Consider the following 11,650-nt stretch of genomic DNA (forward strand, 5'->3'; position numbering starts at 1 on the left):
CTCGACTAACCGGGAATCGGTGCTGGCCTGTTTCGACCCCTAGCGGCCTAATTTGAAGACCGCAGTGGCCTAATTTGATTTGGTTTCGCAGGGCGAAATAGATTGTCGCTTGTGGAAAGCCGATGATTCCCGGTGCATATTGGAACAATGATAATCGCCATTTTCACAGTGATCTGTTTCGCCGTAGCCGCCTATGCCTTGATGATTTGGGCCCGGACATGACCCCCAAGCGGCCCGGGACCCCAACCAGCAGCGGTACCGGGCCCTTTCCATCCGCTGTTCACGAATGGTCCCTTTTGATTTTGGGGGTGGTCCCTTTTGAGATGAGGCCGATTGAAGCGGGCATTCCCTGCTATCTTGCAGGCTGGAGGCACGCCCATGCCCAAAAAGTACATTCCCCTGATCTACAACACCCCGCCAGACGGCTTCGCTTGGCAGATCATCAAGGAACGGGTGGTGCTTAAGAGCGGCACCGCACGAACGCAGGTGGAAGCGAATGCTACGGCCGAGCGTGCGATTAGAGAACTTGAGGACGCTGACAGGGCATGAACGAAACAGTCTGAACGGGTACTCGGTTCCTGCGAGCTCCCGTAAAGGTACGGGCGTATTCACCCGGATAGCAACCTTTTGGTGAGAATAACTCTCATACGTATCATTGGTTAATTCGCGCGGTGGTTGCTATCACGGCATTTGCCATAAGACCCGAGTTTCCCCGATGCGGGATGAACATGGTCGTCACGAACGGCTTTGACCTGGATCGCGAGCGTCAAACGTTTGAGTGCTTGCGCTGCGGTCGCGTTGATGAACCGAGCAATCCGATCAAGCGGGCAGCCTAGCCACCCCGAATACGTGTAACGCAAGGCCGCCCCAGTGGCGCCCTTTTTCGTTTCATCAAGGCCTTGGCGGCAAGCGTCGCGGATACGGCCTAGAAACAGCGTTGCCGTCGAACGGGGCTCGTTTCGTCAACACCCGCGAGCGGCCGTCAACACCTGCGAGCGCCCTGCCCCTTCCCAGCAAGGTTCTTGCCCTGCCATGCTGGCGGTCAGGTAGGGACAACGGTGTACAGCCATGAGTAACGACGAAATCAAACCCCGGCGCCTTGTGAGCGTCAAGGAAGCCTGCAGCTACGGTAAATTCAGCCGGACAAAACTCTACGACTACCGTCAACGACGGGCACATTCGGGCCTACAGACGGGGTGAACGGACCCTCGTTGATCTCGACTCAATCGATGCTTGGAACGCTTCTCGTCCCGAATACCCGCCCCGAAACGCGCCACACCAAAAATAAATTTCTTGCGCGTCGCTTACAGTACCAAAACACAGTACCGAATTCGCGATCCGGGAAAAAACCTCGTGTTTACAGGTCGATATCGGCCGTTTCGAATCCAGCCGGGGAGCCAAAAGACTGCTAGAGTTTTTGCGACATTGTCTGAAGCGGGGATTTCCAAATCAGGTAGTCTAGCCCTCGGCGCCTGCGTTTTGATGGGCCCATCGCCATATCGCATAGGGGCGCTTCCGCAGTCCCACACCGAAAAAAAGGCAAATGAGCATCATCCCGAATCTTGTAACGCTGGGTCTTGCAGCGGCTCTTAGTTCGACAGTTCCTCAACATCAGATTGAATTTAGTATGCCGGGCCCAGACGGCCAGCGCCTGAACCAGATCTGGCTTGTGACATGGATCGACCAAGCTGGTCTGGAAGTTGTAGTTCAGGCCAAGCTAACTGACGGAAGCTATACGCCGCTGATAGCTGCCGATGCTTCACGGCTGGAAAGCGCTATGGCCGCGGCTCAAGATCTGGCAACCACCCGCAAAATAAAGCTGCACCTTATCAAATTCACCAACCGTGTGGATCTCGAAGACATCGTGCCATAACCCGATTGCGAAAACCCGCATTGGGGACGGTGCTACTTGCCAAGCTAATGCGCTGAGTCTGCCACCGCTCGCGAGATCGGATCGACGGGCGCGGTAACGCTCCCGCTCATCATCGCCCAGTCCGAATATACTTCGAAGGCCACGGCAATTAGCGCCAGCACGAAAACAATTGTTATCGTCCTCATCGAACCGATTTTGCTTTTGATTGTGGCTTTCAAAAGTCCGAGATTCGTGTTTACGCGCTGCCCGGCCATGCAACATGGCGGACGAGGGCGCGGCACCCCGAATGCCGGAGGGATTTAAGACCGAGGTCAAGACCGCTGACGGACTGAAATAAGCGGCTGAAAGCCAAAGCCAAATGATCAAGCCGAAGCGAACGGCCGCGGAACAGGTTGAGGACGAGGCTGCTCGAAGGGCCTCAATCGACAGGGTCGCGGCAGACAATATCGGACAGCCAAGCCGAACCCGAATTTCAGCAAACCACAAACGCCTCAAGGCCGACGGGCTTGCGCGCGAAGCTAAGCTGAAGGCAAAGGCGAAGTGAAGGGCTGGAATGTTGACCGTCAACGTCGCATATTGCGGCAATGGCGAGATCCGACGACCCTGCCGAAATAAAACCGGCGTTGCGGTGGACCTCAAACAGCGGCGTCCGAAAATATGGAAATAGCCAAGGCTCTTTGGCAGCTGTCTTACGCGATGTTGATTTTCGCGGGCTACCTGCTTTTCATGATCTTCGTGGCACCGTTTAGTTTTGGATTTGCGGCATTCGTTTCCGCATGGAACAGCTTTCGCGGGAGAAGCTACTTGTCTGCGACCATTGCCGTTTTTACGGGGATCCTTCTGGAGTTGTTCGGCTTCGGGATTTGGATCGCTGTAGCCTCGTGGATTTTCGGAAACCCCGTTCAATACCGCTGAAGGCCGCCCTTAACCGTTACGTTGAGCGCCTGTTCAATCCCGATCGCAAGGAGACGCATTGGGGCAAGCGGAAGCTGAAGCGGGATGAATAGCTGGGGCTATGTGTCGCTGCCGAAAAAACTTTTCAGTCGCGGCTACCACTGATATCGCACCACACCCTTGCCGGCATAGCTCGACGTAACGTTCGAGAACTCGCCTTCGAAGGTGGCAGCCGCCGACCAGCCGTTCTTCCATTTCATTTCGATGGAAGCTGTCGTGAGCCCGGAGTCCGCCGCCTGCGCCGCGCCGTTGACCACGAAGCTCGCGCCCGGGAGAGCCTGGAAGGTTGCCGCGATCGAGCGATTGGGATCGAAGTCATAGGCCCAGGCAAAGCGGGTGCGCAGCGTCAGGACGCCGTCCTGCACCAGGAATGATTTGTCGGTGCGAAAACCCAGTTCACTGCGGGTATCCGTCACATCCTTGGCGCCATAGGCGAGCGCGAAGGTGCCGGCGCCGGACAAAACGGACTCGGCATACGACGGCAGATCGAAGGTGGTGAACTGTCCCGCGGCATAGGGCGTGATGCCGACGCCGCCGGTCCATGGCGCAACAAACCGATAGCCGCCTTCGACCCGCCCGGACCAGGCATTAGCATCGAACTCGGCGCGCAGCTGATCGAGGCCGGCAGCGCTGACGGTGCGGTCGGTGGTGATGTCCTGCCAGCCGTAAGCCAGCGCGGCCGAGATGTACGCCGGCCCTTCGGTGTGGCGGACATAGACGCCGGCCTGGAACAGGTCGGAATGGCCGCTGCCGCTGTTGGCCACCGAGAAGTTGGTGCCGCCGCCGGCCAGCGCAAAGCCCGCGATCGTGTTCGGGGAGAACAGATAGTCGGCTCCGACCGCCGTGCCGTAGACGCTTGAGGTGGTGTTGTTCGATCCGAGCACCGCGTTGCCGTCGGTGCTCTGCGACCCACCATAGCCTGCAATCCAGGTGCTCCAGCGTTGCTCGAAGATTTGTGGCGCCTTGGTGAACATCGCGAACGCATCGGTCTTCCTGGTCGCGGCATAGGCGCTGACGGCGCCCTCCTCTGCATAGCCAGTTGCTGGCACCGAACCCGCGCCGCCGTTCCGGCTCATGAACGGATCGGTCATCAACCCCATGAACAAGTTCATGGCATCGAATGTGGTCTGCTGCGAAGCGGTCGGCAGTTCGCCGGAGGCTTGCGTCAATCCGGCCGGCGTGAGCGCACCGAACACGATCGGAATCGTTCCAACGGTGTTGAAGGAGTTGACCAGGGCATTGCCGACGTTGCGCTGGTTGATATTTAGCCCACTGTTGACCGGCGCGCTCGGCCCTGACGGCGGCGTCACGGGTGGTGGTGTGAAGTTCAGCGCCAGATTGAGGTACGCATGGGTTGCGTCGTAGCTCAAGCTCGAATTGAAACCGGCCGGCAAGTTGGTGTTGGCCTGAGAGCCGAACGTGCCGCCGACGCCGCCAGCCGCACTGACGATGGTGTACTGCTTGCTGACGTAGCTGCCCGCGCTGAAGAAGGCCTGGACCGAAGCTCCGCCGAGCGTGGCCGTCCCGGTGACGTTGACGAATGAGGCAGTCTGCGGATTGATCGCCACCTGGTAGAAGGCACCCTGTGAGAATGCCAGGCTGCCATTGACGGTCATCGATGTGCCCGGCGTGCCGTTGCCTGGCGCGAACACCGCGCCATTGCCGATGGTCAGATTGCCGACCGAACCAGTTCCGAACAGCGACCCACCGGAAATCGTGGTGTTGCCGTTGATCGTGCCGGTATTGTTGAAGGTTCCAGCCGTGTTGGTAAGGCCGCCGTTGAGCGTACCGGCGTTGCTCGCCGTGCCGCTATTGGTCACAAGTCCCGAGACCGTCGCACCGGCGGCATTGATGAATGTGCCAGAAGTGACGATCGCACCGGTCCAGGTCAGATTATTGGTGATGGTGCCGGCGTTCGACGCGACGTCGCCGGTCCAGGTGCCATTGTTGGTGATGCTTCCGGTGTTGGTGGCGACATTGGCATTGTAGGCGCCGCCATTGGTTAAGGTGCCCGCATTGTTGAGATCGTCGCTGACGGTACCACCGGTCGCTACCGTAATCGTGCCGCCGGCCAAATTGGTGATGCCGCCCACAATGGCGGTCAACTGGCCGCCGCTTGCGACAGTCACGACGCCGCTGTTGGTAAGCATTCCCTGCAAGGTGTAGGCGCCGGCGGTCTCGATCGCGAGGGTCGCACCGAAAGCATTGGTAAACGTACTATTGCCTGTCACCGTGCCGCCGACATTGAACAGCCCGTTGGCATTATTGACCACCGCGCCGTTGATCGTGCCACCACTGGCGTTAACGATGGCGGTGTTGGTCAGCCCGCCGTTGATCGCGGCGACATTCAAGGTGCCGCCCGTCACCGTCGTCAGTCCGGTGTAGGTATTGGCGCCCGTCAGCGTCAGTGTGCCGGTACCGGTCTTGGTGAGGCTGCCCGCTGACGCGCCGTCGGCGATCACGCCACTCAACGTCGCCACGCCGGTATCGACCTGAATGGTCCCTGACGTATCGAGCGTCACGCCGCGCGCGCTCGAAAGCGTCGCGGTCGTTTCCAGCGTACCGCCCTTGAAGGTCAGCCCCCCCGAAGAAGCGCCAAGATTGCTGTCGGACGAAATGGACAGCGTGCCGGCACTGATGGTCCACGGCGTTATAGCGGTCGTCGTGTTGGTCAGCGTCCAGGCGCTGCTGCCGGTCTTGATGAAGGTGGAGAAGCCTTGATATTGCGCGGTGCTGCCGATCTGCGACACATCGAAGGAGCTGCTCGCGCTACCACCGAGCCGGAACGTGTCCGTACCGGTGCCGACGACGTTGCCGGTGATGCTGGAACCAGCCTGCAGCTCGAGAGCGTTCGTGCCGCCCGAGAAGGTGATAGCATTGACTTGCGCCCCGGTACCGCCATTGCCAAGACCGCCCGCGATCGAGCCGCTGTTGACGATCGTCAGTCCGGAGCCGACGATGCCGACTCCTCCCGCACCTCCGAAGCCGCCATTGGCGCCACCGCCAGCACCGCCCTGAATCGTTCCGGTGTTTGTGATCGCGGCTCCCGACGCCTGAATACCGGCGCCGCCGATGCCACCGGCGCCGCCATTGCCACTGAGGGGTGGTATGGCTGGGGATCCGCCGCCGACGTTCCCCAGGCCGCCTGCACCGCCCAAAATGATGCCACCAGTGTTAGTGAAAGTCGTTACCCCGCTGAGCGCGACCCCGGCGCCCCCCGCGCCGCCCGTACCGGCATTTCCGCCAAATCCTTCCGCTCCGAAGGCACCCCCGCCGGCATTACCGCCGCCACCGCCTGTGATTGCGAACGTATTGTTCAGACCGTTAACGGTGACAACGGCGCCATAGCCGCCTGTGCCGCCGCCACCGCCACCGCCACCGCCGCCTTCCGTCCCCTGACCGCCGTGTCCGCCATTGCCGCCAGCGCCCCCTGTCGCTGCCCCCGCGATGGTACCGCTGGCGCCGTTTCCGGCAGTGCCACCACCGCCGCCGCCGCCACCGCCACCGTTCGAGAAGTCTTCGCTGCCGCCAGGGCCGCCAGCGCCGCCAGCGCCCGCGATCCCGGTACCTGCCGCGCCGGATGTGCCGCCCATTACGGAGTCACCGGCACCGGCGCCACCCGCGCCACCGAGGCCACCCGTAACGGTACCAGAGGCACCACCGCCGCCACCGCCACCAGGATTACCGCTGGGGACACCCGATCCACCGTCAGTTCCCGAAGTGCCGTTGAACCCTGGCCCGCCACCGGTCCCGCCTAGCACGGCGCCCTGGGTGCTAGCCCCACCATCGCCATCAGCCGCCATCGCAGGCGTCGCCGTCAGCGGGCCGATAACCAAGGCGCTGCCTGCCGCGACCAGGAAAGCCAGGGTCGCGGCGAGTGTTGTCGCTCTCAGTGAACGATGCCGCGCCGGGGAATTGAATTTGCTTGAACGAACGCCAAAAAATACCTGATCAAAAGCCATGCGCACCACGGCGCAAATATCGCCGTTCCCACGTTAAACGCCTGATTCGATACTGAAGCTTGTTCCACCACAATCTGAACGCGATCGATTAGCTCGTATAGCGCCGGCGTGACAAACTGAGCGAATATCGCGCGGTGTTGTAAAAATGTACGGAGTTCGTTCCAAAGCGCTCTGAGGTCAGAAAGGCGGAGACACAAAAACGATACGGTTCGTCAAAAAAATGAGACGCCTTGCAAACCGGGGTGCCGCAGGTCGGAAATGCTGCAAATGTGGCGAGCGCCGATGTCGTTGTCCACGCTTCCTTGCGGCATGGGCACCAAGTCGCGAGAAACAATCTATGGCTCATCCGTCCGGCATTCAGCGTAGCAAGTTGCAGAAGCGCGCAGGGTCGCGGATCATCTAGCCTGCGTCGCATGGAGCCAGCGGATGTTGGCCTTTCAGGGTCCGGCGCAGCCCTCTCCGACCCTCGGCGACGCCCTCAACGGCGGCTATCCATATCTCGAAGTAAAATGCCTTGGCTGCGAGACACACCAAACAGTGGTGCTCAACGTCGTTCGCCGGCCGAAGACGACCCCAATCCATGAGCTCGAGCGATACATGCGCTGCAAGAACTGTTCGCGACAGAGCGGACGCCCATTCAAGCGCAGCCATCTAGTCGCGCTGAGGTCGACGAAAATATCCGCGTTCAATCCGCCGTCGAAATGGTGGCCGGGTGAGCGGTGATGTGCAATCTGTATTCGATCACCAGCAACCAAGCCGCCATCATCGCGCTGTTCCGGGTCATCAACCGCTACGTCGGCAACCTGCCGCCGATGCCGGGCGTGTTCCCCGACTATCCCGCGCCAGTGGTGCGCAACGACCAAGGCGAGCGCGAGATGATCATGATGCGCTGGGGCATGCCGCCGCCACCGAAGTCGCCGTGGCCCCCAGTGACGAATATCCGGAATACATCGTCGCCGCATTGGCGCGGCTGGATGAAGCCAGAGCACCGTTGCTTGGTGCCGGCGAACAGCTTCGTGGAATACGCGCCGGAACCGAACCCGGAGACGAAGAAAAAGGACCCTGGTTTGGTTCGCGCTCAATGACGACCGGCCGCTGTTCGCCTTTGCCGGCATCTGGACCGAATTCAAGGGCGACCGTGGCACCAAGTCGAAGCCGATACCCGGACCGCACCACGTCTATGGCTTCCTGACGACGGCGCCTAACGCCGTGGTCGAGCCGATTCACCCGAAAGCGATGCCGGTGATACTGACGACCGATGAGGAGTGGAACGTTTGGATGCGGGCGCCGTGGGATGAAGCCAAGGCGCTGCAACGTCCGCTGCCGGATGATGCGTCAAGATCGTGGCGCGGGGAGCGGGGAGCGGATAAGGAAGACAAGGCGGCAGCATGAATACACTAGAAGAAACGCCCGAGCCAATCGTAACCGACCTCATGACCGCATCGATTAAAGAGCAGCTTTGGCACAGTATGAGGCTTGATCTCGGGAGGTTTATTCCCGAGTTGCAGAACAACCAACTTTTGTTGTGCTATTGCTGTGGCCGTTTCCTCGGTCAGGAATTCTTCGATCTTGAACATCTTATTCCAAGACAAGCTCTCAGGAACGATCCTTCGGCGGTTCGAAGCAATCCGGCAACGCCAAATAATGTTCGCTCTGGTAATCTCTTGCTGTGCAAAAAGCCGCTGCTCTATCGAGGCTCAAAATTGTACGACAACGGCTGCAATAGCTGGAAGGGCCGCTTTTACGACAAGCCCATGCCCAGCGGGCTGCTTTTAAGAGAGCAATTCTTTCGCCCCAACAAATTTCATCCACGGTTAGACGCTCGGCATCAAATGATACTCACGGGAGAGCCATTCACAGGTGCGGATACCGAAATTTGGCGCAATCCGTTTGCTTTTGCGTTTGAACGAGGCGCGTGCATCGTTACCATCCGACACTTTGCAATAGTGGTGCCGGTCTCGCGCGACCCGTTTGCGCCCATCGCGCAGCATTTGCGCATCGTTCCCGAAAAATACAAGCTGCGGCCGAACTTCCAAACTAGCTTTACATAGGAGGGATCATTGGACCGGATCACCGATCCTCACTCGGATGCACCCATTTGTAAGGCGCGATCTCGCGCTGCATCGTCAGCTTGATCATATGCACGCGCGGCGAATAGCGCGGCGTCCGGCACGACTGGCATTTCAGCGCCGCCTCTAGTTTCCAGATCGGCGTATCGCGCGGCCTGCGGACGTGTTCAAGCGGGATGCTGGCCTCGGTTTCACAGCGATGGCATTTGACTTGTAGCCAGCCATAACCGCCGCTGAGGCATTGCGCGATGGTGGGCGATGGTTGCACCGGTCCGCCATGAGCTTCCATCTGGATCGACCATAGCTCGGCCGCTGCGCGGTCGGCTTCGCGGACGGCCTTCTGCGCGGCTTCACGGGCACCATAGGCGCGTATCTTCGCCCCGATGATCCGGCCGCCGTAGATGACTTCTCGCGATTTCGTGCTCGTCGCGGCCATTACAGCGGCCTTGGCGCCGCCAAGCAATGCCACTAGGGTTTGCGGCCCGGAACGGCGTCGGAACGCCACAGGTCGGTCAATGGAATATCGAGACGTCCAATACACCCTTGAGGAAGATGAACGGGGCTGGCAATGGACCGTGGTTTTGGGCAGTCCGCCAAAGATCGAATATGGCCATGCCCCGACCAAGGGGATCGCAATCCTCAAGGTCTGGGCCGCGATCGATCGGGTGCTCGGTTCGCGCCAGTTCAGGCGATTGCGATCGGTGCGGCCCAAGCCGTGATTTTAGAGAAAGAAGCCCGCCAAGCATGTCCGATACACAAATTGATTTCAGTGCTCCCGCAATCCTCAGAAAATGGCCGTCAGTCAACAAGGAACGCATTAGCGCCGCACTCGGCGCACGTCCCTACATGATCATCGACGGCACTCTCGACGAGTGCATTCAGAAGTATATTTTGCAGCCAGAATCGCAGCGTCATTTGTATGAAATTCACACCGCGCCGCAGTCTGATCTGGTTAGCGCGATTTTATCCGGGGATCACATCATTGAGCTAGCGCGGCTGAGGGATTTTCTCGGAAAATGAGGACGACGAAGGGGACGACATAACACCGAAGGAGCCGAAGCTGGCACCGGCACCGCGCAGGAAACGCGCCAAGGTCTACAAGGTCATTCGATGGTCGTGGCGCCCTGCGCGCCCCGCTGACGCAAGCGGCTGGCGCGGGCACGGCACGGCTTGCGCGTGCGCATTGCAGCCGCATTGGTTTCACTCAATGGTCACATGAAAATCAGACACAAACCAAATTTCGTGGATAGCGCTTTCTTGGTTTTTCAAACCGGAAAGGAATGACAATGCGCATCTTTATCGCATCCGCGATCGCAGCTGGCGTCGCTCTCGGGACGCCAGCTTTCGTGCAGGCACAGGCACAGGGAACGCCCCCGCAATCCCAGGCACAGACACCGCCTGCTCAACCCAATAAGCTCATACAGAGCGTACAGATCGTCAACGTCACTGACCTGAAACCGGAGATGCGCTCGAAGGTCGATGGCGTCGTCGCGCGCACAAGCGAGGAAGATATGCAGTCACTTCGGAAGTCTATTGACGCGACACCGGAGGCGACATCTGCGCTTAGAGCCAAGGGCCTCACTTCATCACAAGTCGTTGCTATCAACATCGCTGGCGGCGTCCTGACACTATTCGCCAAGACGGCTTGAAATAGCTGCCTGCAACAAAGAAGAGCCCGTCGGCACGAACCGGCGGGCTCACCTCTTCTCATCGGGATGCACTCAGCAAAAGGCCTTCGCGCTCTTTCGTCAGCTTATTCATGTGCAGCGGTGGCGCGCGTCGCGACGGGCGCCATCAGGACAGGCAAGGCGCTGGACGTTGGCGATCCTCTTTCGTCCCCTGCGTAAGCCGTTTGGGCACCTGTCAGGCTGCGTTCCGAAGGGTGCGCACCCATCTCACGGGAAGCCGTGGCATGAGCTTAGAGCAGACCGTGGCAGGACCATGGCGGCCCGCAATTGGGTTGAGAATTCCGAGCAGGCTTTGGCTCGTCATGCCGACCGGATGTAAGCTGCGAGAGATAGGGCGAGTTTTCTGACACATCGAAAAATAGGATGATCTGCCGGCATGGATCGCACGTAAACGTACGCATCCGGCCCAGCACCCCAGGCAGCGCGATGGTCTGCCGCGAAGCGCTTAGGCCGCGACGGCGGCCTTGGACTGTTGGCTCGCCTTCCAATTCCAGGGAGGAAGATCAGCGACTTTGTTGGCAGGGTGATCTGGAAGGCGGGCGAGCACGTCGGCGAGCCAGGCCTGGGGATCGACGTCGTTCATCTTGCAGGTTTCGATCAAGGTATAGACGGCGGCGGCACGGTGGCCGCCAGCGTCTGAACCGGCGAAGGTCCAGTTTCTTCTTCCGACCGCCACACCCCGCAACGCTCGTTCGGCCGCGTTGTTCGTAAGACAGACGCGGCCATCGTCGAGGAAGCGGGTGAACGCTGCCCAGCGGTTGAAGAGGTAGTTGATCGCTTTGGCGGTATCGTTTTTGGTTGAGAGTAGCGCTCGCTGCTGGTGCATCCAGATTTCAAGGTCGGCAATGAGCGGCCGCGATCGTTCCCGGCGCACGGCAAGCCGCTGCTCCGGCGTTGGCCGTTAATGCTACGCTCGATCTCAAAGAGCATGTCGATACGACGTACTGCTTCGCTGGCGATCGGTGCCTCTCCCTGTTTCACCAGGTCGACAAACTTCCTCCGGCCGTCGCTCCAGCAGGCCGCTTCAAGGATCGGAGCCGGCTTCCTTTGAGCCTTGTAGAGCTGGTTGTATCCATCAAAGGCATCGGCCTGCATGAGGCCCAC

At 59.8% G+C, this 11,650-nt stretch carries 9 protein-coding genes and 3 pseudogenes; 9 read left to right on the top strand and 3 right to left on the bottom strand.

Going from position 1 to position 11,650, the window contains the following annotated elements:
• Positions 1–378: 378 nt before the first annotated feature.
• The 3 genes from GSQ88_RS28230 (at position 379) to GSQ88_RS28240 (ending at position 2,788) form a co-directional block, all read left to right on the top strand.
• On the top strand, positions 379–549 hold the full coding sequence (locus GSQ88_RS28230) for a hypothetical protein (RefSeq protein ID WP_159011075.1): 171 nt from the start codon (positions 379–381) through the stop codon (positions 547–549).
• Between the two features lie 994 nt (positions 550–1,543).
• Entirely contained in the window at positions 1,544–1,873 is a 330-nt protein-coding gene (locus GSQ88_RS28235; protein WP_159011076.1) for a hypothetical protein, read from the top strand.
• Positions 1,874–2,530: 657 nt separating this feature from the next.
• Positions 2,531–2,788 (top strand): hypothetical protein, encoded by a 258-nt coding sequence (locus GSQ88_RS28240; RefSeq protein WP_159011077.1) that lies wholly within the window; start codon positions 2,531–2,533, stop codon positions 2,786–2,788.
• A gap of 134 nt (positions 2,789–2,922) precedes the next feature.
• Here the strand turns inward: GSQ88_RS28240 and GSQ88_RS36020 are convergent, their stop codons facing one another.
• Positions 2,923–6,420, bottom strand: a complete 3,498-nt coding sequence (locus GSQ88_RS36020; protein ID WP_283810708.1) for an autotransporter outer membrane beta-barrel domain-containing protein — start codon at positions 6,418–6,420, stop codon at positions 2,923–2,925.
• 678 nt (positions 6,421–7,098) lie between these two features.
• Here GSQ88_RS36020 and GSQ88_RS35825 point away from each other — a divergent pair.
• The 3 genes and pseudogenes from GSQ88_RS35825 to GSQ88_RS28255 all read left to right on the top strand — a co-directional run bounded on the left by GSQ88_RS35825 (position 7,099) and on the right by GSQ88_RS28255 (position 8,840).
• Positions 7,099–7,512, top strand: a pseudogene (locus GSQ88_RS35825) (hypothetical protein).
• Positions 7,512–8,181, top strand: a pseudogene (locus GSQ88_RS28250) (SOS response-associated peptidase). The pseudogenes GSQ88_RS35825 and GSQ88_RS28250 overlap by 1 nt, the downstream one beginning before the upstream one ends.
• Positions 8,178–8,840 (top strand): hypothetical protein, encoded by a 663-nt coding sequence (locus GSQ88_RS28255; protein WP_159011078.1) that lies wholly within the window; start codon positions 8,178–8,180, stop codon positions 8,838–8,840. Before GSQ88_RS28250 ends, GSQ88_RS28255 begins: the two are co-directional and overlap by 4 nt.
• 19 nt (positions 8,841–8,859) lie before the next feature.
• Here the strand turns inward: GSQ88_RS28255 and GSQ88_RS28260 are convergent, their stop codons facing one another.
• Positions 8,860–9,294, bottom strand: a complete 435-nt coding sequence (locus tag GSQ88_RS28260) for a hypothetical protein (protein ID WP_159011079.1) — start codon at positions 9,292–9,294, stop codon at positions 8,860–8,862.
• Between the two features lie 79 nt (positions 9,295–9,373).
• On the opposite strand from GSQ88_RS28260, the gene GSQ88_RS28265 reads away from it, so the two are divergent.
• The 3 genes from GSQ88_RS28265 (at position 9,374) to GSQ88_RS28275 (ending at position 10,507) form a co-directional block, all read left to right on the top strand.
• Positions 9,374–9,577 carry a hypothetical protein gene (locus GSQ88_RS28265; RefSeq protein WP_159011080.1) on the top strand — a complete coding sequence of 68 codons (204 nt, stop codon included), beginning with the start codon at positions 9,374–9,376 and terminating at the stop codon, positions 9,575–9,577.
• Between the two features lie 25 nt (positions 9,578–9,602).
• A complete protein-coding gene (locus GSQ88_RS28270) occupies positions 9,603–9,878 on the top strand; it encodes a hypothetical protein (RefSeq protein ID WP_159011081.1) in 276 nt (91 codons plus the stop codon).
• Positions 9,879–10,144: 266 nt separating this feature from the next.
• The gene (locus GSQ88_RS28275; protein WP_246785068.1) at positions 10,145–10,507 is read left to right on the top strand and encodes a hypothetical protein; all 363 of its coding nucleotides are present in this window, start codon (positions 10,145–10,147) and stop codon (positions 10,505–10,507) included.
• A gap of 484 nt (positions 10,508–10,991) precedes the next feature.
• Here GSQ88_RS28275 and tnpC read toward each other — a convergent pair.
• A pseudogene (gene tnpC / locus GSQ88_RS35830) lies at positions 10,992–11,650 on the bottom strand (IS66 family transposase); the annotation flags it as partial.

The sequence above is a fragment of the Bradyrhizobium sp. S69 genome, from assembly GCF_009766005.1.
In the GTDB taxonomy this organism is placed as follows: domain Bacteria; phylum Pseudomonadota; class Alphaproteobacteria; order Rhizobiales; family Xanthobacteraceae; genus Bradyrhizobium.

What these genes read in the sequence shown, in the direction of transcription:
- GSQ88_RS28230 (WP_159011075.1), top strand. Translation starts at nt 379, where the DNA reads ATGCCCAAAAAGTACATTCCCCTGATCTACAACACCCCGCCAGACGGC.
- GSQ88_RS28235 (WP_159011076.1), top strand. Translation starts at nt 1,544, where the DNA reads ATGAGCATCATCCCGAATCTTGTAACGCTGGGTCTTGCAGCGGCTCTT.
- GSQ88_RS28240 (WP_159011077.1), top strand. Translation starts at nt 2,531, where the DNA reads ATGGAAATAGCCAAGGCTCTTTGGCAGCTGTCTTACGCGATGTTGATT.
- GSQ88_RS36020 (WP_283810708.1), bottom strand. Translation starts at nt 6,420, where the DNA reads ATGGGCGGCACATCCGGCGCGGCAGGTACCGGGATCGCGGGCGCTGGC.
- GSQ88_RS28255 (WP_159011078.1), top strand. Translation starts at nt 8,178, where the DNA reads ATGAATACACTAGAAGAAACGCCCGAGCCAATCGTAACCGACCTCATG.
- GSQ88_RS28260 (WP_159011079.1), bottom strand. Translation starts at nt 9,294, where the DNA reads ATGGCCGCGACGAGCACGAAATCGCGAGAAGTCATCTACGGCGGCCGG.
- GSQ88_RS28265 (WP_159011080.1), top strand. Translation starts at nt 9,374, where the DNA reads ATGGAATATCGAGACGTCCAATACACCCTTGAGGAAGATGAACGGGGC.
- GSQ88_RS28270 (WP_159011081.1), top strand. Translation starts at nt 9,603, where the DNA reads ATGTCCGATACACAAATTGATTTCAGTGCTCCCGCAATCCTCAGAAAA.
- GSQ88_RS28275 (WP_246785068.1), top strand. Translation starts at nt 10,145, where the DNA reads ATGCGCATCTTTATCGCATCCGCGATCGCAGCTGGCGTCGCTCTCGGG.